General features: G+C 26.7%; 24 protein-coding genes. 7 read left to right on the top strand and 17 right to left on the bottom strand.

Annotation, left to right across the window (positions count from 1 at the left end):
- Positions 1 to 117: 117 nt before the first annotated feature.
- Positions 118 to 1,452 (bottom strand): replication protein, encoded by a 1,335-nt coding sequence (locus KEC93_RS26330; RefSeq protein ID WP_077869149.1) that lies wholly within the window; start codon positions 1,450 to 1,452, stop codon positions 118 to 120.
- Between the two features lie 574 nt (positions 1,453 to 2,026).
- Here KEC93_RS26330 and KEC93_RS26325 point away from each other — a divergent pair.
- Positions 2,027 to 2,611 (top strand): sigma-70 family RNA polymerase sigma factor, encoded by a 585-nt coding sequence (locus tag KEC93_RS26325; RefSeq protein ID WP_077869150.1) that lies wholly within the window; start codon positions 2,027 to 2,029, stop codon positions 2,609 to 2,611.
- Positions 2,612 to 2,723: 112 nt separating this feature from the next.
- Here KEC93_RS26325 and KEC93_RS26320 read toward each other — a convergent pair whose 3' ends face one another.
- The 6 genes from KEC93_RS26320 to KEC93_RS26295 all read right to left on the bottom strand — a co-directional run bounded on the left by KEC93_RS26320 (position 2,724) and on the right by KEC93_RS26295 (position 6,766).
- Complete coding sequence (locus KEC93_RS26320) at positions 2,724 to 2,954, bottom strand: hypothetical protein (RefSeq protein WP_077869151.1); 231 nt, start codon at positions 2,952 to 2,954, stop codon at positions 2,724 to 2,726.
- 342 nt (positions 2,955 to 3,296) lie between these two features.
- Positions 3,297 to 3,509, bottom strand: coding sequence for a DnaJ-like cysteine-rich domain-containing protein (locus tag KEC93_RS26315; protein WP_077869152.1), 213 nt, complete (start codon positions 3,507 to 3,509; stop codon positions 3,297 to 3,299).
- A 58-nt stretch (positions 3,510 to 3,567) separates the two neighbouring features.
- Positions 3,568 to 4,131: a helix-turn-helix domain-containing protein gene (locus KEC93_RS26310; RefSeq protein WP_077869153.1), complete on the bottom strand. Its 564-nt coding sequence runs from the start codon at positions 4,129 to 4,131 to the stop codon at positions 3,568 to 3,570.
- A gap of 224 nt (positions 4,132 to 4,355) precedes the next feature.
- On the bottom strand, positions 4,356 to 5,270 hold the full coding sequence (locus tag KEC93_RS26305; protein ID WP_077869154.1) for a hypothetical protein: 915 nt from the start codon (positions 5,268 to 5,270) through the stop codon (positions 4,356 to 4,358).
- Between the two features lie 379 nt (positions 5,271 to 5,649).
- Positions 5,650 to 5,835, bottom strand: a complete 186-nt coding sequence (locus KEC93_RS26300) for a hypothetical protein (protein WP_146752460.1) — start codon at positions 5,833 to 5,835, stop codon at positions 5,650 to 5,652.
- 19 nt (positions 5,836 to 5,854) lie between these two features.
- Complete coding sequence (locus KEC93_RS26295) at positions 5,855 to 6,766, bottom strand: tyrosine-type recombinase/integrase (protein ID WP_077869178.1); 912 nt, start codon at positions 6,764 to 6,766, stop codon at positions 5,855 to 5,857.
- A 139-nt stretch (positions 6,767 to 6,905) separates the two neighbouring features.
- Here KEC93_RS26295 and KEC93_RS26290 point away from each other — a divergent pair, with 139 nt between their 5' ends.
- The 4 genes from KEC93_RS26290 (at position 6,906) to KEC93_RS26275 (ending at position 8,272) form a co-directional block, all read left to right on the top strand.
- Positions 6,906 to 7,130 (top strand): DUF1659 domain-containing protein, encoded by a 225-nt coding sequence (locus KEC93_RS26290; protein ID WP_077869156.1) that lies wholly within the window; start codon positions 6,906 to 6,908, stop codon positions 7,128 to 7,130.
- Positions 7,131 to 7,173: 43 nt separating this feature from the next.
- Positions 7,174 to 7,392 (top strand): DUF2922 domain-containing protein, encoded by a 219-nt coding sequence (locus KEC93_RS26285; protein ID WP_077869157.1) that lies wholly within the window; start codon positions 7,174 to 7,176, stop codon positions 7,390 to 7,392.
- A 285-nt stretch (positions 7,393 to 7,677) separates the two neighbouring features.
- The gene (locus KEC93_RS26280) at positions 7,678 to 7,902 is read left to right on the top strand and encodes a DUF1659 domain-containing protein (protein WP_077869158.1); all 225 of its coding nucleotides are present in this window, start codon (positions 7,678 to 7,680) and stop codon (positions 7,900 to 7,902) included.
- Positions 7,903 to 8,053: 151 nt separating this feature from the next.
- Positions 8,054 to 8,272 (top strand): DUF2922 domain-containing protein, encoded by a 219-nt coding sequence (locus tag KEC93_RS26275; RefSeq protein WP_077869159.1) that lies wholly within the window; start codon positions 8,054 to 8,056, stop codon positions 8,270 to 8,272.
- Between the two features lie 284 nt (positions 8,273 to 8,556).
- On the opposite strand, the gene KEC93_RS26270 is transcribed toward KEC93_RS26275, so the two are convergent.
- From KEC93_RS26270 to KEC93_RS26235, 8 genes are all read right to left on the bottom strand, one after another.
- A complete protein-coding gene (locus KEC93_RS26270) occupies positions 8,557 to 9,738 on the bottom strand; it encodes a TolC family protein (protein WP_077869160.1) in 1,182 nt (393 codons plus the stop codon).
- A gap of 169 nt (positions 9,739 to 9,907) precedes the next feature.
- Positions 9,908 to 11,176, bottom strand: coding sequence for an ABC transporter permease (locus KEC93_RS26265; protein ID WP_077869161.1), 1,269 nt, complete (start codon positions 11,174 to 11,176; stop codon positions 9,908 to 9,910).
- Entirely contained in the window at positions 11,167 to 11,904 is a 738-nt protein-coding gene (locus tag KEC93_RS26260) for an ABC transporter ATP-binding protein (RefSeq protein WP_077869162.1), read from the bottom strand. Before KEC93_RS26260 ends, KEC93_RS26265 begins: the two co-directional genes overlap by 10 nt.
- Before the next feature lie 8 nt (positions 11,905 to 11,912).
- The gene (locus KEC93_RS26255) at positions 11,913 to 13,340 is read right to left on the bottom strand and encodes an efflux RND transporter periplasmic adaptor subunit (protein WP_077869163.1); all 1,428 of its coding nucleotides are present in this window, start codon (positions 13,338 to 13,340) and stop codon (positions 11,913 to 11,915) included.
- Positions 13,341 to 13,586: 246 nt separating this feature from the next.
- Positions 13,587 to 14,231, bottom strand: a complete 645-nt coding sequence (locus KEC93_RS26250) for an ATP-binding cassette domain-containing protein (RefSeq protein WP_172462722.1) — start codon at positions 14,229 to 14,231, stop codon at positions 13,587 to 13,589.
- A 20-nt stretch (positions 14,232 to 14,251) separates the two neighbouring features.
- Positions 14,252 to 14,782 carry a stage II sporulation protein M gene (locus KEC93_RS26245; protein ID WP_274597766.1) on the bottom strand — a complete coding sequence of 177 codons (531 nt, stop codon included), beginning with the start codon at positions 14,780 to 14,782 and terminating at the stop codon, positions 14,252 to 14,254.
- Between the two features lie 7 nt (positions 14,783 to 14,789).
- Positions 14,790 to 16,535 (bottom strand): hypothetical protein, encoded by a 1,746-nt coding sequence (locus KEC93_RS26240; RefSeq protein ID WP_077869166.1) that lies wholly within the window; start codon positions 16,533 to 16,535, stop codon positions 14,790 to 14,792.
- 100 nt (positions 16,536 to 16,635) lie between these two features.
- On the bottom strand, positions 16,636 to 16,854 hold the full coding sequence (locus KEC93_RS26235; RefSeq protein WP_077869167.1) for an uberolysin/carnocyclin family circular bacteriocin: 219 nt from the start codon (positions 16,852 to 16,854) through the stop codon (positions 16,636 to 16,638).
- Positions 16,855 to 17,159: 305 nt separating this feature from the next.
- Between KEC93_RS26235 and KEC93_RS26230 the strand changes: the two genes are divergently transcribed.
- Positions 17,160 to 17,552 carry a hypothetical protein gene (locus tag KEC93_RS26230; RefSeq protein WP_077869168.1) on the top strand — a complete coding sequence of 131 codons (393 nt, stop codon included), beginning with the start codon at positions 17,160 to 17,162 and terminating at the stop codon, positions 17,550 to 17,552.
- A 250-nt stretch (positions 17,553 to 17,802) separates the two neighbouring features.
- Positions 17,803 to 18,402, top strand: coding sequence for an accessory gene regulator AgrB (locus KEC93_RS26225; protein ID WP_077869169.1), 600 nt, complete (start codon positions 17,803 to 17,805; stop codon positions 18,400 to 18,402).
- 30 nt (positions 18,403 to 18,432) lie between these two features.
- On the opposite strand, the gene KEC93_RS26220 is transcribed toward KEC93_RS26225, so the two are convergent.
- Positions 18,433 to 19,710, bottom strand: a complete 1,278-nt coding sequence (locus KEC93_RS26220; RefSeq protein WP_077869170.1) for a GHKL domain-containing protein — start codon at positions 19,708 to 19,710, stop codon at positions 18,433 to 18,435.
- Positions 19,704 to 20,480 (bottom strand): LytR/AlgR family response regulator transcription factor, encoded by a 777-nt coding sequence (locus tag KEC93_RS26215; protein ID WP_172462724.1) that lies wholly within the window; start codon positions 20,478 to 20,480, stop codon positions 19,704 to 19,706. The genes KEC93_RS26220 and KEC93_RS26215 overlap by 7 nt, the downstream gene beginning before the upstream one ends.
- Positions 20,481 to 21,153 lie beyond the last annotated feature (673 nt).

The following is a 21,153-nucleotide window of genomic DNA, read 5'->3' as shown; positions in this document are numbered from 1 at the left end:
AACTACTCTGTAATAAAAAAGCAAGCAGGCTACGCCCCATTAATATAAGGGCGTATTTCATGATACCAGTAAACTTAAGTCAATATCTATAAGTACGTATTTGGTGATACCAGTAAATCATATATTCCAATATCTTTTTACTGTTGCGATTCCTTTTCCAAGTTCTTTTGAAACGCTACTTTGGCTTAATCCTCGCTCTTTTAATTCCTGCACAGCTTTAATTGTATCTCGCTTTTGCTGTTCTCTTTTAGTTAATCCATCTTCATTTCTTCTTGCTTCTCTTTCTTTTAAAAGCTTTCTACGCAATTTTTCACTTGGATTTATAATTGTTGTCATTAGCTTCATTTCATCATCTGTAATGTTTAATTTCTCTATTAATGTTTCATTTTTATAATTGTATCCACCACGTTTATACACGCCATTTGGGCTGTCTAAGAGCCACTTCTCATAGGCCTTTTCTGCTTGCATTGTTATTTTCTCAACTTCATTATTAACTAATGGTTTCCTAAAGCCTTGATTAAATTCTAATGCGTTCTCTAAAGCTTGCACTGGATCATTACAGTAGCAGCAATACCAATACCTATACAGAAAGCACATAAACTCTCTTTGACCTTCCTCAGTAAGAACTCCATCATTATTCCTGCAGTATCCGTCTCTTATCTCCTGAAGCTTCAATATATCATTAAGTCTTGCATAATGCAGGGAATACAATGTATAAAAGTTTACTACTTTTGCTTTCCTGCCCCTACCTTTATGTGCTGGATTATTAATGTACGGTGTAAGCTGTGGCAGATAATCATTTTGTATATCTCTTAATGTATAAACTAAGTTTTCATCATACATGTAAAGCTTTGATCTTAGCCCAGTTTTATCATTAATGCTTCCAGCAAGTCTCATTATCCTGGCACCGTCAATACTCTTGGAATCTGCTCCCATATCTTTAAGCTTGTCTACAAAAAATTTCTGTATTGAATTCCAAAGTGGAAGTACTTTTATTGGAACTGGTTCAATAAGCCAATATACGGCGAGTCCTCGACCTGTATATATAACAAAACTTGGCTCTGGAACATCTTGTCCAAAATAATCATTTTCGAGTATCGCAAGTATCCTTTCATGGTCATATGTCTTTAAATTTTCGATATTATAATAGTCTATATCTATGTATAAAGCGTTTAACTTTCTTATATTTTCAATCTTTCTTCTTGGCATAAAAAAAGAATTTGGTGTCATATATATATTTGCATCAAGGCTTATAGCCTTTCCTATGTTATAAGTTAAATCATCAACTTTATAATGATATTGAACATACTCCTTATCTTTTTTTGCAGCTATAGCAATAAATCCATCATCACCTTCATGGAGAATAGATATATTTTTTACAGCTTCATCTTTAAACTTAGGATCAATATTATACTCTATGTCTTCCGTCAATTTTCTAATAGCGCTAAGCACGTTATTTTCCCCCTTTGTTTTCTATACAATTATAAAAAAACAAAAAAACTATAAATAAATGTATAAATAAACATACATATTTATTTACAATCACTAACCCACTCACTTATTGACTTAATATGTCACATATTGTATAATTATTCTATAATAAATAAAATATAATTAAGTAAGTGATTCCCTATAGTGTATTTAAGTTTCCTAGGCCTAGTACATTATAGGGGTTGTTTTTTATATGGAATTGTTTGGATTTTGTTATTTATATCATACAATATTCTTTCAAATTATACAAATATTTTACATTTTTATCTATATATTTTTTCTTGATTCATCTAATGTTAATCATTTTCTATTGTGATATAATAGTTTTAATGGATGTGCGCTCCTGGACTGGGTACCCTTGGTGGTATTAGTTCAACTAAATTCAGCCAGAGTCAAAACTCCATCTGAAAAGTTTCACTTTATATATTTAAAGTTAATCCCCTTTGTAAATTTTTATAACTTTTGCATATATATTAGCAATTAGAAATTGACTGCTGATAATTAACACTGTCAATTGATTTAAGGGGGTATTTTAATGAATTATGACCAAATAGAAGATCAAGTCAAACTAGCTAAAACGGGCAACTCTGAAAGCTTAACCAAGCTGCTGCTCCAATTTAAACCTTTCATATTTAAAACTGCTAAAAATTTTAATATAAAAAATTATGATGAATATGATCTTGTACAAATAGGCTATATTGCTTTAATTAATGCTGTAGATAAATATGATACTTCAAAACATTCATTTTCAAGCTATGTTTATAGTGCAATAAAAAACGTAATGAAATATACAGCAAGAGAAAATAAAAAACATCAAAATACACTAAGCATCAATGCATCTATTGATGGGAATTGTCCTAATGACTTTACAGAGTTTCTACAAAGTAATGAAAATTTAGAGCTTGATTATTTGGAGCATGAACGAATATTGAATATTCAAAGAATAGTTTCAGATCTTGAGCCTGATGAATTTGAACTTATATTCTTTGTATACTACAATAATTTTTCACTTACAGATTATGCATCTAAGAAAAAGATTTCTTACTCAAAAATAGTTAGAAAAAAGAACTTTATTTTAGATAAGCTTGGATCAATGCTTAAACAAAATATAAAAAACTAGTAGAATCCACAACTGGCCTTGTGGTACTACTAGTTTTTTTTGTGCAATTTAGTTTTAATATGATTATATCATTAACTATTGCTAGTTTCATTATGTACTTTAGTGTTTAAAATTATAATGTTCTAATTGATTCTAACTTTCTTTCAGATATACAGAAATTATAAAGTTTATTATTTAGCATATTATCTGAATTTCGCTTTATCCCATAATAAAAGTTGTTCAAATGCAATATTGTAGCAACGTCTTCTTCTCTCATACCAGTTTCATTTGCTAATTTAGGTATAGTATATTCTCGTGTAATATACATTTCTACAATTTTATCTTGTTTTTCAAATAAGTCCATTTTTATCACTCCTTATATTTTTCTTCTAATTTCATAAGCTTGTCTTCAATATAAATAAAATACTTAATTAATTTAGATGTTCTAATTATTATATTAATTTGTTATTAAAGGTACATATGGTGCTAAATATAAAACCTCCTCATCACGAATAGAAAATTTTCTTAGGCTTAAAATACGATGATTATAGTTAAACTGTTTAGTAAGTCTTGCTATTATCTCTAATGGTATACCATATTTTTTTTTATAACCCTTTTTGCGTATATTTAGAATACTCATCTATTAGCTTAAATGCCAATTCTGAACACGTCATATGTATCACATCTTTCTTTTTAGTATAAATAATTATCTTCTTCCAAATCCAAAACACATACTACAATCTACTTCTCCATCTCCCAAACACATATTACATTTTATATTTCCAGTTCCATTGCAGAATATACAATCATCATCAAATCCACCACATGCACAATTTACTTTCCCAGTTCCAAAACAGTATCCACAATATTCCTTACCCGTACCATTACACCAAGTGCATTCTTCTTTTTCATATCCCATACAAATTTCTCCTTGTAATTTTGAATTTATAGATATTTATGTTTATTATCTCTTTTTTTTAAATAGATTTTTCTTCTAATTTTTTAATTCTTTTTTCTAAATCCTGAATCTTATTAACAAGACATTCAGTTGTTATATAATTATTTAAGTTTTCATTTGAATAATTAATAATTTCTTTTGTAAATTCTTGTTGGTCGATAGGCTTGTATTCTTGATTATAAAATCTATTTATTAAAAATTTATCACTAAACTTTCGTTGTTTTAAGTTCTCCTGTCCAATTTTATAATATCTATCTTTTTCTTCATCCGATGGTCCTACAATTGCTTGAATTATACTAACTTGACGTATAATCACATTATTTTCCTCTAACTGAACCAATGCATTTATTACAGATGTCCTTGAAGTTTGTAAATACTCTGCTAGCCGTTTTCTAGGGGGAAGTTCCTTTGCTTCAACATCATCAAGCTCTTGTAATAACAACGCTGCTAACCTTAATGAAACAGATGATAATGTCCTGTTATTCTTCAAACATTGATTAATAAAGAGTGCTTTAAAGAAATCTTTATTAATTATCACAGTATTATTTTCGTCATTACTAGAATATAGTCTTTGGAAACCCAAAAAAATCACCACCTTTTCCTTAACATATATAATACACTTCTTATTTTTTAGTGTCAACATTATGCATTTTATATATATTCTTAAAAAAAGCAATACATTTCACACTACTCTGTTAATAATAATAATTTATATATGTGTTATTTCTTGACTTTAAGTAATTTTCCCAAAACTTATCCTATAACAAAAGAGCTGTAATAAAAACAACTCTTCACATATTACAATATTTAATTTTTTCCTGTAAGCTGTCTATTCAAACCATCAATCTCATTCTGCAACTTCTGCATCTCCAAGTCCTTCTTTTGAAATTCCAAATTATTCTTATCCATTAAATGTTCTTCCAATGCTTTTAATGAATTTTCCATCTCAACCTTATGATCTGCTTTAAGCTTATCAATTTCACCTGCATATTTATCTTGTAAATTCTTAATTTCAGTCTTACTATCTCTTTCAGCTTGCTCTAATTTCTCTACTTGATCTTTATAGAAATTAATCATATTATCCTTATTATCAATTTCCCCTTGTAGCTTTGTGACTACATTTCCAAGTGATGTTTTATCTGATACAAGCAGATTATTATCTTTCTTAATGCTCTCCAAACTTTTTTCAAGTTCTATATTTATATTCTTATACTCTTTATATTCTGCAACCTGATCTTGAAGATTATTATTATTTCTATTAGCTATTTCTATTGCCTTTGATTTATCAACAATCTCTGCTTCTAAATTATTATTTTTATCAAATAATAATTTATTTTTATCTTCTAATTCAGTAATTTGATTTTTTAATGAACCTCTTTCATTTTTTAGATCTTGAACCTGCTCATATAAAGCACTTATAGCATTATCCTTTGTATTTATCTGTTGGCTCAATTCTTCCCTTATTCTTTCTTCAGTTGTTGTGTTTTCTTCAAGGCTGTTTATATAAAATTTAACTAAGCTATTAACTGTTGTTTGGAATACCTCAATGCTCTTTGCTCTATCTCCAAGGTTATTCTTTGCATTACTTAATTCTAATGTATTAAGTAAACTCGTAAAGGCTTCTTGCTGATTTAAGTTATTTTGACTAGCAAATTCCTTAAATCTATTGATATCATCCTCATTTAACCTAAAAGTTGCTGGTTTTATTATATTATCACCCATATGTTACCCTCCTATTTTTCTGTATACATAAGTTACATAGTAATGTAATGTATACATTGATTACAAATTAATTATACAGTTTTGATTTTAGATATACAATAACTATTTTAAATTAAAATTACATTGTAACGCACACATTACAATGTAATTATTGTATACATATGATTTTATCCGATAGCTAGGATCCGTAACACTCATTGGGAGCTAACGGTTGCGCGCTCCTAGACAAGTTCCACTAAGATTCAGATTGAGATTAAACTCCACCTGAATCAAGTTTTATTTGATGTAATCAAATAAAAAAAAATAAAGAGCCATAATAATTACAAATCATCATGACTCTTTATTTCTTTAAGCGCTTTTGGGATAAACGTCCCCTTTTCTATGCCTTCTTTATAAGTAATTCCTTTTTTTCCTCATCATATCTAAGAATAACCGTTCTATCATCTTCCGTAATACCCATATCCTTAATAATCTTCTTTGGTATATTAAACTTACCTCTAGTTGAATTTTCGTCTGCATTACCATAGCACTTTGTTATGGCTACATTTAATATCTTTTCAATCATTATATCTGCCCTTTCTAGGTTAAATTTCATTTAATGGATTAGATCTTATTGCACTTCTCACCTGCTCATTATCTACATGAGTGTAAATTGTGGTAGTTGATATATTTTTATGTCCTAAAATAGTTTGAATAGTTCTAATATCAACATTACTATGTTTGTAAAGCAGTGTGGCTGCCGTATGTCTTAATTTATGTGTTGTATATTTACTTACATCAAGGCCTGTGCTTGAAATATTCTTTTGTACTATGTATTGAACTTGTCTCTTACATAACTGATTTTTTCTTTCAGATACAAATAAATAACTATGTTTGATATGTTTTCTTTCTTCCATATAATCTTTAATTGCTCGTAGGCACATTTCATTTAAATAAATAGTCCTATCCTTATTCCCCTTCCCCCTTACAACAAGTGTATCATCCTTAATGTCTTTAAATCTTATATTACAAAGTTCTGAAAGTCTAAGACCGCAGTTTAAAAATAATGTTAAAATTGCTAAATCCCTTTTTTTATTTCTTCCTACTATGTCTTTAAGTAATTTTTTAGATTCATCTAAGTTTAAATAGTTAATTTGTTTATTGGGCTTTTTGGGAACCTCAAGCTCCCTGCATGGATTATTATTTATTATTTTAAGCTTGGTTTCACAATATTTAAAAAAAGATTTAATTGACGCTATCTTTCTAGCCCTTGCAAAAGAACTATTATTCCTTTCATTTTTTACATAACTTAAAAATCCATACAAATCCTGCAGATCTATTAATTCTATAAAGCTCTTATCAATCTCTAAATTCTGATACTTATCTTTGGTTTTTAAATAATTTATAAGTAACATTATATCAACTATATAACAGTATACAGTACTGGACGCTTTTTCCTGAATAATATTCAAATAATCCTCGTAACTTTTAATTATCTCTGGTAAATCTTTATTCATTTGCTTTGCTCTCTTTCTTAAACTGGAATATCTATATTGTAACATTATTGCACCCATTCTATATAATTTCAAATGATTCGAAAAAAATATTTTTGATTGCATACATATGTATATCCAAATAGTAAAGGAGGGAATATCCATGGCTGTAACTACAACACTTAAAAGCAAAACTCTAGCTATTGAGGTTCAAACTGATACAGATAAAGCTGGCGATCCTATCTATGGAAAGAAGAGTTTTTCAGGAGTTAAATTAACTGCAACTGATCAAGGTGTTTATAACGTTGCTGAAGCTATTAAATCAGTTTTAGACGTAAACACAAGAGACACTTACCTTAATGAAGTTGAAACAGTTTCTAATGTTTAGTAAAACTCTAAACCTAAAATTATAGTAAAGGAGGTACACTTTCATGGAATACACATTAAATATGGTATTTAATACTTCTGGTGGGAAGAAAACAACTTTTTCTATAACTGATGTTAAAAGCAGCTTAACTCCTCCTGAAGTAAATAGCTTAATGAACACAATCTTAACTGAAAATATATTCTCTACATCTTCAGGAGATTTAGTTTCAAAAGCGTCTGCTGCTATTGTAGCTAAAACAGTTACTACTGTTGCTATGTCTTAAGCAGATAAGTGAAAATCTAAAAGTGAGAGTCCAAATTTTACATTTGGGTTCTCGAGCTTTCCCCTTGTGGGCATCTATGATTTAGTTTCTTGAACTTAGTTAACTCATTTATGAGTTAACCTAATTAAAAAATTGATTTAGTGTGAATCGGTTAAGCAGACGTCTCGAATCTATGATTTGATGATGGTCGCTTACTCTGTGAATACTCATCTGACATTAGGAAGAGGAGTTTCATATTTACAAATCATAGCTATCGGATAAATTATATGAAAAGGAGTGAATACCATGGCAATTACAAAGGTTGCAAGTTCAAAATCTCTATCTATTGAAATTCAAAGTGGTACTGATACAAGCGGTCAGCCAACTTATTCAAAAAAGAGTTTTTCAAATGTAAGAAATGATGTTGAGCCCCAAGCAGCTTTCGATGTAGCTGAAGCTATTAAAACAGTACTAGATAAGCCAACAAGATCTTATTTTTTAAATTCAGCATCTACACTAGTAAATGCATAGCAGCTACTTTCAAGTGAAACTTGATTCAGGTGTCTGAATCTTAGTTGAACTTATCTAGGGTCTAGTCACTGTTATCTCACTCATAAATAGATGATGGGAGCGTTACAGTAGCTAGACACCAGAAAAATTTAAATAAAGGGGGTATACTTTCATGGAATATACTTTAAGTATGGTATTTAGAACTGAGTACGGAGAAAAAACTTCTCTATCGATTAATGGAGTTAAACCTAGTATAACTAAAGATGAAGTTGATGCCTTAATGGATACTATAATCTCAAAAAATATATTTGTAGTTTCATCTGGTGCATTAGTTGGCAAAGGATCTGCTCAGCTAGTTGCGAAAACTGTTACTAAATATGATGTAGCTTAATATTAATAAGAGCAGTAGTTTTTTCCTATTGCTCTTATTTTTTCTTTCAATTTTGATTAACTTTTTTCATTAAATTATAAGCACAATCCCCATATTATGTAAAATAACAAAACATTGCATGAAACAATTATTTTATGCAATGTTTTACTTTATTAAAAAATAAGAAGTATATAAAATCAATATTTAAATTATTTTAATATACTCCTTATCTTATAAATTTTAATTTTATGTTGTTTAACTTAACAAATTATTCATTCTTATATATTTTAATAACTATTTTTAGATTAGTAACCTTCTCTCATTTGAATATAATGTAGATACTCTATATAGAGCTTATTTTTTTCATTTGTAAAGCTAGCATTATCTTTATCAAATGAAGATTTTGAATTTTCTAATTCAGTCTTAGACACAAAGCCGTAGTCATATTTTGCTTCAATAATGTTATATTCTTTTTGCTCTTGAAGTATTTTACTGTAACTATTTTTAATAGCATTATAAGAATTTATAAGTGTACTGTATTGTTCCTTAAACTTTATTTCTGAATCGCCAATTAACTTTTTTAATTCAATATTAGCATTTTTTACTTCGTAATCATAAATATCGTCCTGATCATTATCTTCATAATCATCTTCTTTATCCTTTAAATCATCAATTTCATCATTTTGATTCCCTATCTGAATGTTATTGCTAAGCATTTTTTTTAAATCATCTTCATAATTAATTTGTGAAATGGCTTGAAAATCTGAATTTATATCAGTACTGAATGTGATGTTTTCTTTTGAGCTAATTCCTAGCATATTACATAATTTTATTTTAGAAAGCTCCTCTGTATCTCTCAATTCTTTTAATTTATTAATTGAATCTGAATTATCTTGAGTTACTGAAATATAATCCTTGTTTGATAAAAAGCCACTTTCATATTTAAATTTAGCTAATTTTTCTTTTTCTTCTGATGACTTTACTGCATTTTCCTCTAGTGTTGTATTTGATATATTAGATAAATAATCTATATAAGCTTTTTGCGCTTCATCGACCTCGGTTTCAACCTTTTGGTCATAAACTGTTTTTGCATCTTTATATGCTTTCCTAGCCTGCACTAATGCATCATTATCATTTTTGACTTCTTTTTTGGCAGCCTCTAAAGCATCTTCGGCATACTTTATCTGTTCCTTAGTGGCATTAGAATCCCCCATTAGATTCTTTAATTTATTCTCTGCCTCGTCTTTTGCACTCTCATTTTTATCTTTAATATCTTTAGCGTTATTATAATATTCTTTTTTTATTTGTATGTTATTATGTTGAATTTTAATCTCTGAACTATTCTCTATAATAATATCTTTAATATTTTCTAATGAAACTTTGATTGTTTTATTAGTAGTAGCTGCTTGTACACTATTTATGTCTGCAAAAGACAAGTTTGTTAATATTAACGTCATAATAAAAAAATTCGTAAATACCTTTTTCATTTTCTTACTCCTTAATTTATAATATAATGCGATTATTTACACTACACTTATTATATATTAATTAATTTATTATTAGCTATGCTAACGTTTAATGGATATATTTAAAGATAACACTCTTAAAATCATTATAAGTCAGTGTTATCTTTACTACTTAATGTTATTTATTTTATTACTCATATCTTAACGCTTCTATAGGGTCAAGCTGTGCTGCTTTTTTAGCCGGATAATATCCAAAGAATACTCCTATTACCGTTGAGAATGTGAAACTTATTATGATTGATGGTATAGATATTGATATTGGTGATTTTAATACTAAACAAGCAATAACCCCCATACCAACCCCAAGTATCATTCCTATTGTTCCTCCAATTGTACATATTATGACTGACTCAATTATAAATTGTGTTTTTATATGACCACTTCTTGCACCGAGAGCTTTCCTTGTTCCTATTTCTCTTGTTCTTTCAGTGACAGATACAAGCATTATGTTCATTACCCCTATACCTCCAACAAGTAATGCTATAGATGCAATTACAGCAATTCCAATTGATATACTCTTAAATACAGCGGCTATAGACTCCATACTTTTTTTGTTATCTAAAACATAAAGTGTCCAATGTTTATTATTCTTATACAACTTTTCTCCATGTTTTTCTATATCTTTCACTAATTTTTCTGAATCAACATTAGACTTAGGCATGATAGTAAAATTCGAATAATTTTTATTCTTTTTCATTATTTTAGATGTTGTTATAGGAATGTATAAATTGGTTGATATATCTTTTTCTGATACTACACTTCCTCCAATCAATGAAGAACTCTCATATTTATATACTCCCACAATAGTATATGTTTCGACCTCATCATCTATATAAACTTTAATTTCTTTACCAACTGGATTAATATTTTTTTTAAAAATATTCTTAACAAGTTTATCAGAAACTACAGCACTTTTTTTCGTTCCTTTAACATCTCTATCGGAAATAAATTTTCCATTAACCATCTTTACGTTATTAGTATCTCTATATCCATCATTTACTCCAGTAATACTTACATTTGCATATAAATGTCCATCCTTTACTCTTCCTTGATTTATTTCTTCTGATATACTTATAGTGCTAATTTGACCTTTAAATACTTCTCTAAATGAATTTATTTGTTCCAAAGAAAGAAGGTCACTATCTTCAGGCTCTTTACTAGATAAACTAACTCCGTCACCAGAACTATTATCACTTTTTTGCATTACACTAACTCCAATATTGCTAGCTCCCATTTTACCTAATGTATTTGATACTGAAGCGGTGATTGCACTTCCGATTGAAACAATCCCTATAACAGAAGATATCCCGATTATAATTCCAAGCATAGTCAACATCGAGCGCATTTTATTTGCCTTTATTGATGATATTGCAAGTAGTATATTTTCTTTTATAAACATGCCTTTTCACCATTTGAGAATTTTTTAGTATACATTCTATTAAATTGTTCTGATACTATTTTCCCATCCTTCATTGTAATAATTCGTTCTGTTTCTTCAGCAAGCTCCTGATTATGAGTTATAAGTATTATAGTCTTACCTTCCAATTCATGTACTTTGTGAAATAGGTCCATAACCACTCTTCCAGTTGAAGAATCAAGAGCTCCTGTAGGTTCATCTGCTAAGATTATACTTGGATCATTTGCAAGAGCACGGGCAATTGCAACTCTTTGTTTTTGCCCGCCTGATAACTCATTTGGAACATGGGTTATCCTATCTTCCATTCCAACAAGGTTCAAAAGACTTTCGGCTCTCTCTAAGCGTTCTTTTCTATCTACTCCTGCATAAAGCATTGGTAATTCTACATTTTTTAATGCTGTACTTCTTGGTATTAAATTAAAAGTTTGAAATACAAATCCTATCTTCTTATTGCGTATTTGTGATAATCCATCATCAGATACTTCATTCATATTGAAATTATCTAAGATATAGTTTCCTGATGTCTGCCTATCAAGTGCACCAATGATGTTCATCAAAGTACTTTTACCAGATCCTGATGCTCCAACTATAGATATAAATTCGCCTTCTTTTATTGTTATATCAATGTTTTTTAAAATATCTAATTGATTTGGAGTTCCTATATAAAAGCTTTTGACAATATTTTTCATCTCTATTATATTTTTATTCAAAAGACTCATCACCCACTTATTTGAATTTTATCCCCAACCTTGCAAGTTGAAGGATCATCAATTATTATGGTTCCATCTGAAATTCCTTCGCCTGAAATTTCTACACTTGAATCAGATTCAAGTCCTGTACTTATTGGCACGTCCTTAACTATATAATCATTATTATCACTTTTCTCTGCTATATATAAACTCTTACCATCATCATTTTCAACTATACTGTCATATGAAATAGTATATATATCTGATTTTTCACTTAAAATAATATTAGCTCTTGTACTCATTCCAACATAAATACTCTCATTTGGCTCACTAATCTTAATTTTTGCTTCAAAACCTTCCTCTGTGCTTGTATTTGTACTTGTATTTGTCAATTGAGACTTTTCTGTATTTATAGGTATTTCTGACGTATTAGCTGTTGGACTAATACTTACAACTTCTCCGTAAATAACAGCATCCCCTGTTGAATCTGTTCTTATCTCTGCTTTTTGCCCAACTTTAATACTTGCTCTGTCAATCTCCTTTATGGATGCATTTATTTCAATATTATCCAAATCCTCAACTCTGAATAAGTTTCCAGATCCAGGATCTCCTGCAACTGCGCTTACTGATGTAACCGTTCCATCAATAGGTGCTTTAATTTGACACTTTTCAAGATTGCTTTGTTGTTTTTCAAGAGCAATCCTTTCGCTATTGTTATTAGCAGCGTTTTGGGCTTTTTCATAGTTGTTTTTTGCTGTATCTAATTCTTGCAAAGCTTTAACCTTCGCATTCTCAAGTGCAACTGCAGCCTTATCATATTCTGACTTTGCATTTTCAAAATCTATCTTTTTTTGCTTTAATTCCTGCTTAGAGATTTCTCCAGATTCTAATAACATTTTATTATATTCATAAATATTTTCTTTATCTTCCAAACTAAGTTTTGCTGAATTTACAGCTTCTTCCGCATTTTTTATCTCTGAATTCAAATTATTATTATATAAATATAGTGTATTCTCATATTCTTTTTTTGCAGCATTAAGTTCCATTTTATTATTAGCTTCATTGGCTGCTGTAGTTGCTTCCGCTTGTTCAATATCCTTCTCTAAATCTCCTGAGTCTAATACTGCTAAAATATCTCCTGCTTTAACTTTATCCCCAACTTTCACCCTAACTTCTTTTATTTTATTATCTAACGTACTATATACATTAGATGATGTACCACTTTTTACTACACCAGAAACATTAATACTATTAACTATATTTCCTTTTGAGAGAACTGTATACTTAGTATCTGTTTTTACTCCAGACGTTTGTAATTTAGTCAATAAAAAAGCGACAGCTACTACAATAACTATACATATTATTATCTTTACTTTTTTACTTAGTATCTTTTTTAATCTTGTGCCTTCTTTTATTTGGCTCTCAAATTTATCCTTTTCAATCTCTAACTTTGGCATTTTAAAACCTCTCCCACTTTAACATTAGTTATTGCTCAAACTTATTAGAGCCTTTAATTACATCATTCTATTTAATTTGTAATTTAGATATTATACTAGATAAAAAACCTAAGGATACAACTAATATAATTCTAAAAATACTATTGTTATATGTTAAAAATAGAATTATGTATATCAAAAAAAGAATTGCGTATATTAATAATTTTTTTTTATTCATATATTCTACTACCTTTCTAATAAATTAGTTTAATCATAAAATCTTCCGTTAACTAGATTAAGTTCTTTTGTTGCTAATCTAGTTATTAAATCATTTATATGACTTACAAAAATTATTGATTTATTTAATTGAACATACTCGTGGAACATTTTTATGGCAATATTTTGACTTTGAATATCTAATGCTGTTAAAGGTTCATCCATAATAATAATTTTAGTATTTCTAGATAACATACCTATTAGGTATAACTTGTGTTTCATCCCAAGAGAATAATCTTCTACATATGTATTTAGATCTTCTTCTAAATTAAAAAAATTTGCTAATTCCATGGATGTTAGCATAAATTTTTTTTTATCTTCCTTCCATATATCGCAAATAAGTTCCAAATTCTCCATTCCAGTAAGCTTTGTATATAAATATGGATCACTAGGAACATATGCGATATCATCTTTTATATTTCTAAGCTTATTTTTTTGCCCCATATATTTTAAGTTACAACTATTAATCCGAATTAAGCCACATAATATTTTAAGGAATGTAGTCTTTCCAGCACCATTTGGTCCTTTAATACATAAAATTTCTTTTTCATTCAAAGTGAAATCTAAGTTTTTCAATACTTCAGTTTCTTCACTATATGAAAAACTTAAATTAGTTATCTCTAGCATAGGCTTCATATAATTCCATCCTTTCACCATTAAATATGTGCTATATTAGTTTCAATTAAAGCAGCAACAAAGAATAAAACTGTCATTGTGACAAAATTACTTAAAATCCTACCTATGTGCACTTTATTAGTATAATTCTTATCAAGTAAAAGACGAATAAATCGGATACTTTCATAAGAAATAGATGTAGCAATGCATAATGCTGAGATCTCAAAGATAAAATGTGGAGCCACTCCTGTTAAAATTGGCCAAACACTATATTTATTAAAAACCCCTATTAATATATCTCCTAGAATAACTCCGTTGGTAAATAACATTATTGAGCTCCCTATTCCAACTGTTATCAATCCTATAATTATAATTAAGATCGATAACCTGTAGTTATTAAAGAAAATATATGCAAACTTCAGGTTTTGTGGGTTAGTAGTATATTCCTGATTCCTAGAAAGAAACATTCCAACAATAATACCTATAAAATAAAATGAAAATGAAATTAAAATTTGCTTTTTTATTGATATTAATGAGGTGAAAATTTTGTTTGGGGAAATTATATCTTTCAACTTATTACTAAAACTCAAATTTTTCAACTCCTTTATGGACTATATTTCTAAAATATCTGTTAAATATTAAAACTAAAGCTAAAGTCAAAAAACAATAAGCTATATTAATATAAATCCAAGTATCATATTTAAAAATATTAACTACACTATTTATAAAAAATAGGTATGATACAGGCATAATTAGTATCATTTTAGGAATATTATAAAATTTAGAATATAATTTATCTTCATCTTTTAAACTATCGCTTTCCTCAAATTCATTATTTGAAAAGCTTATTATATACGGACTCATATATAATGAGAATATTGGAGCCAAATAATAATTTGCAATAGATAGTATTAATAGTAGTATTTGGGATACAATATAATAAGTGCTAATATTAAGTTTACATACTAACATGTAGCTATTAAAAATTACAAAAATAAATGTTGGAATCAACATAAATAATCTTCCCAATTTAACTTTTGATTCATATAAATCTTTTAGAGAAGTTTGAGACATTTTATATATATCTATATTAGGTAGGTCATATTTATACTTAAAGATTCTAGTTAGTGAATTTATTATGTTATTAGCTTGATTTAATATTAAAATATTATTAAAAAATATTATAAGCATTGAATATAAATATATATTTTCTATAAAACTATTTATTGAAATAAGAATAGCTACTTCAATAATAAGTTCATATGAGAATAATGTAACTGTAAAAAAATTAGTTTTTAATTCGTTATCTCCTTTAATCAATATGTTCAAATCTTTTAATACTAATTTATTATTACTATTAAAAAATAAGTTTATTTTTTTATGAATATTTATATATTTTAAATATATATTGGGAATAATATTATTGTGTTTGTAATAATATTTTATATATTTAAATTTTATTATTATAAATAGTATAATGAGATTAACTATTGAAAGCATCATTAGAATAATATATCCGTTTCCTGTTAATAGTATATTAATATTTGATTTTATTTGATTAAATAAGTTAATAGCAATATCTAATTTTTCAATTACCGGAGTAATCCATAAATCATTTAACTGCATTTCTATAGAAGCCAATGTATCTTGATTAAGGCTAGATGAATTTGCCATATTACTTCGGAAAATTTTTAATCCTATTGCTAAGAAACTGGAAAAAATATATAATAAGAAGAAAATAAATATGTTAGTAAAAATATAATTTATAAATTTTACTACAATTGAATAGCTGATTGACTTATCATACGAACTCTTAATTAAATTATTAATAACTAATGTAGTTAAAATAAAAATACTTTCCAAAAACACTAACCAAAGAACAGATTTAATTCCAAATATAACTATAAATAGTATTTTTATTGGCATTAACTTATCAAGTATGCTAAGCTTAAACCAGCAATATTCTAGTAAATTAAACAAAGTAGATATTTCTGATTCAGATAGTGCACTTATTATATATAGCTCTATATTTGATGGTTTAGTTATTTTTTTATAACTATCAAACGTATATTCTAAATTTAAGCATATTATAATAAGTGATATTATAATAAACCACCAAGAGTTATAGTTTGAGTCGTAATAATGAGAATATATAGCAAAAATTATAATTGAGCTAAAAATAGTTTTTAATATAAGTAAGATCCAATATACATTTGTAGGTGATTTAATTTTTAAAATTTTAAAAATTGAATTATATTGAGTTCTAATTTTTAACTTTAATAAAATTTTTAGCATATCTATTAAATAAAAAAAGCTATTTTTCATTTTTATTTTCTCCAATAAATACAAGATTTTTTATTCATTTAATTAAATAGATAGCCTGTCTGTAGCAAGCTATCCATTTAATTAAAATCATAAATTTTGATTAGTAAGCTATAGCTCTTGCCATACTTTGCTTAGCTAATTTTTGAACTGTTGCTTTGAATGTTGCCCATCCAATAGTCATTAATGTACCTGCACCACCACTTGCAATTGAAGCTATAATACCTAAAACAGTAACTAATGTACCTGCATTAAGAATAACATTAACAATTGTAGTAGCTGCAGCTGTTTGCACGCCTAGTGCTCCTGCAACTAAAAACATAATTAATCACCTCCTTTTGAAAAACTGATATATTGATATGTTATCAATATAATCGCAAGAAACTATTTAATCACTTGCAATTACATTTTTACATGATAACCATAATAAAGTAAATACTTATAACATTAAATGTAAAAATTTAGTCATAAAAGGAACCTCTTTAACATACTTTATCAAAATACTCTTTTTGTGAACCAAAATGAACATTTAATGCTAAAAATGTTCATTTCATTTAGATATTATGATAACATGAGTTTTTAAGAAACTAAATATTTACAATTAGTTACATATACAAGGAGGTTATTATGGAAAGTACTCAATTAAAAAAATTAGGAGCAGGAATAGTTACAATATCGGCTATTCAGTTGATCGGTGCTATATTTAGTGTTTTAGGATCATTATTGTTATTCTCATCAAAAAGTGAAATTCTAAATGAAATGCAGACAAGCAAACAAAACATCGCATCTAATACTCAAATTACTATAACTTTAATATTGCAAGTATTACTTGCTATAACAATTATTCTCATTTTGCTTAAAAAATCTATAGGAATATATTCTTATTTTACAGTTGTTACAATTAATATACTTTATTCAATTATTAGTATTGGTTTTCAATGGACAATCATTTTCTCATTAATACTCCCAGTATTAATGGCAATTTTTATATATAAAAAAAAGAGTCTCTTCACCTTTTAGTGGAATTAGCTATGAAATAAATATATATTTACTAGAGCTTTATAAAAAGTATTTTCTTTAAAGATAAGAAAATGCTTTTTTTATTTTTCACTTACTTATAACTTATTTCCACTTTATTAAATATAATCTTTTAATAACAATATCTATGCTTTTAATGCGATTAGTATTGATTTTCCATTAAATATTGTATATATAAATATATATATACACATATTTAATATTGACTACTAATTGCATAAAGAGGTTAAAGATGATTAAATATTTATCGACTAATATATCACTATATTTTCAAGAGAATAATTCTTGTCTAAGCAAAAAAGATGTACTTAAAATTCAATATACCTTAGAAGCAATTTTAAGTGATTTAAGTAAATTTATTATCATATTTTTAGTTTTTTTGTTTATAAAAGAAATTCCATTATTTCTGTTCTCTTTTATAATTTTAAATTCAACAAGGCCTTTGTTAGGAGGAATTCACTGCAAGACTTACTATGGGTGTCTAACCTGCAGCATACTATATTTCATGATAATATTATTATTTACTAGATTATTTCCAGAACTAAATACTAATTTTTATATAGTTTTCTTTATACTATCTCTTGCAATTACTTTTATTTTTGCTCCTTGCCCTAATGAAAAAAGACCAGTAAAAAATAAAGCGACATTAAAAATATTATCTTTAATATCGCTTACTTTTTGGATTATACTTTTTTACCTATCACCTTTACAAACACGTAACTGTATACTTATAAGTATATTCTTACAAATAATTCAAGTTATTATTATTAATACGAAAGGAGTGATTTTCAATGCAAAAAATAATAAAACTTTTTTCAACCGTACTACTTAGTTTGTTTGTTTTACTATCAAGATCGAGTTGTCATACTCTTATAGGCGAACCAGATTTTCCTGAAGAATTATTAAAATAAATATCAAAAATAATCGTTTCATGCTCCACATAAAAATTTATACATCCTTTATGGCTGTTAACTATTTTTTGTACATTGTACAAGCCATATCCTCTAGTACCTTTTATATTTTTAGTAGTATAACCTCTTGTAAACATCTCATTTAAGTTAATGTTATTTGGATTGACTATTTGGTTTTTAACAATTAAATGAGGTGTTCCCTCCAAATTATAAATTCTTACTTCAATATTTTTCTTATCACATTCTTCTTTTAATACTTCATCAAAGGCATTATTGAGCATATTATTTAATAAATTAGATATTTCATGGTAACCTAATATATTATCTAAAACATTATTTTCTATCTGATATTTAAAATTTATATTATATTTTTCTGCTTTACATATATCTCTATATATTATAGATCTAATAATTGCATTATCTATATATATTAGTTCATTTATTTTATTATCATACGTCTCTTCATCTTTCATATAATTAGTAATCACTGATTTTATATCTTTTTCTTCTACAACTTGTACTATTCCTCTTATTGTATTTTTATAATTAATAAAATCATGTTGTCTTTGTTTTATTTCTTGAACTATCTCATTAATGATAGAATTGTACTCATTAGAAACTTTTAATGTTTCTTTTTCTTTTACTACTTTAGCAACATATAAGTATGTGAAAACTTGAGATATAATTAATATACTCAATACAACTGATATAATAATTAAATTATCCATTATTATTTTTCTATCATATTCCCAAATAAATTTAATGATCATGACATATATAATTGATGTTAATACAAAATAAAATAAAATATCGTTAGTTATTTTTTCAGCAATGAAATTTTTATTAACTAAATTAAATCTTGAGAAAATAACTAAACACACAAGTATTATAGATTCTATCGCGAAATCTTGGATAGTAGAATCATAAACAAATTTATTAATAACTACAAATAATATTAATTGTATAAGTATAATTATAAGTACTGATAATAACAATTCAAATATGATATTTTTAAAATTTTTCTTATATATAACCTTAATTACAATAATGTCTATTATATATGTAAATATGAAATTTAGTCCTAAATGATCAGTTACCGTAACCAAAATCGAAATAATGATTACACTTGCTAATAAACTAAATATATGCTTTTCTTTTTTAGTTAAAATTATCCACAGGTAAATTACACTGAATGTATCCATAATACTTAGCATAAAATCATTTAACATAATATCATTTCCCCAGCTTTAATTTCAGACATTATATTATCTTTAAATTTATACCCCAAAAGAGCTGTTTTTAAGCAATTGTTAAAATATATAATACTTAGCTTAGTACTTATCTTTTCTACCTTACGAATATAATTTTTGTTTATAGCAAAGGCTCTATGACTTTGTACTATATACTCACAATCAACTAATTTCATAATCTTTTTTAAACTTGTATTGTTAGCCTCATATATTCCATTAACAGTATTTATTTCACAAACTCTCCCCTTAATCTCAAAAAATACTATGTCATCCGTTTTTATCACCGCATATATCCCATTTTTTAAATTTATAGAAACCTTTTTATCATTGTCCTTATTATATTCATTAAAATTATCATTACTATTGTTTAATCGGCTTCTTTCATAGTGTATAAGTTTATTTAACATATCTTGTACATCTTCTTGATTATATGGTTTTATTATATAGTCATAACAATGTGTTTGCTTAAATGCTTGCGTTATATATTCCATATGAGTTGTTAAAAAAATGATTTGACTAAATTGATATTTATCTATGTTTCTAATCTTCATTGCAAGATCCAATCCTGAAGATTCCTTTAAACTTATGTCTATTAAAAACATATTAATATCATGTTTAAAAATTATATCTAAAGCTGTATTTTCGCTGTCAGCTTCATAAATTTCTATAAATTCATACATCGATAAAATCATTTTCTTTAAAATATCTCTTTGCATAAAATCATCTTCTACTATAATAACCGAAAACAAAATTTTCATCTCCCCTTTGTATACCACTTCTGGGTATATCTCTTCTTTATAGTTTATTACAATCATAAATCAGCTTAAAATAATAGTTTTTTTATTTTTCTTGTTTCATATACTCCCCCTTAAAAATAAAGCTTGCAAATACTTTTTATAAAATACTTACAAGCTTTTTATACTAAAATTTTTTCTATTAACATTGATTATCTTTATACATATATTGTATAATCAAATAAGAAAAAATACATCAATGATACCCAAATACGAATGAGTTTCCTAGGCTGATCGTATTTGGGGCTTGTTTTTTTTATTATATTGTTTCATTTTATTCTATATTATATAATACAATATTTTAGATTATTATACAATTTTTTCATATATTATTATCTATCCTATAACTTACCATTATTATAATGACACCATTGGATTATATATTCTACAACTACTTTATCTTTATACATTAACTTATATCTAATATAATAACTTTATTTTATAATTTCTTTTCTAAATCCTTCAATACTTTATCCAATGTTCCATTTAAATATATATCAACAAATTCAGCTTTTTTATATCCTAAAATTTCTGATATTCTTTCTATTTTTTCTACTGTATCTTGTGATAAATTGTAATTAGGTCTTACTCTCTTATCGGTGGTAAACTTAGCTATTATCTCTTTTTA

The organism is Clostridium beijerinckii (genome assembly GCF_018223745.1).
Classification (GTDB): Bacteria; Bacillota; Clostridia; order Clostridiales; family Clostridiaceae; genus Clostridium; species Clostridium beijerinckii.
The sequence above is the reverse complement of the archived record's forward strand: the minus strand, read 5'-3'. Positions and strand labels throughout refer to the sequence as shown.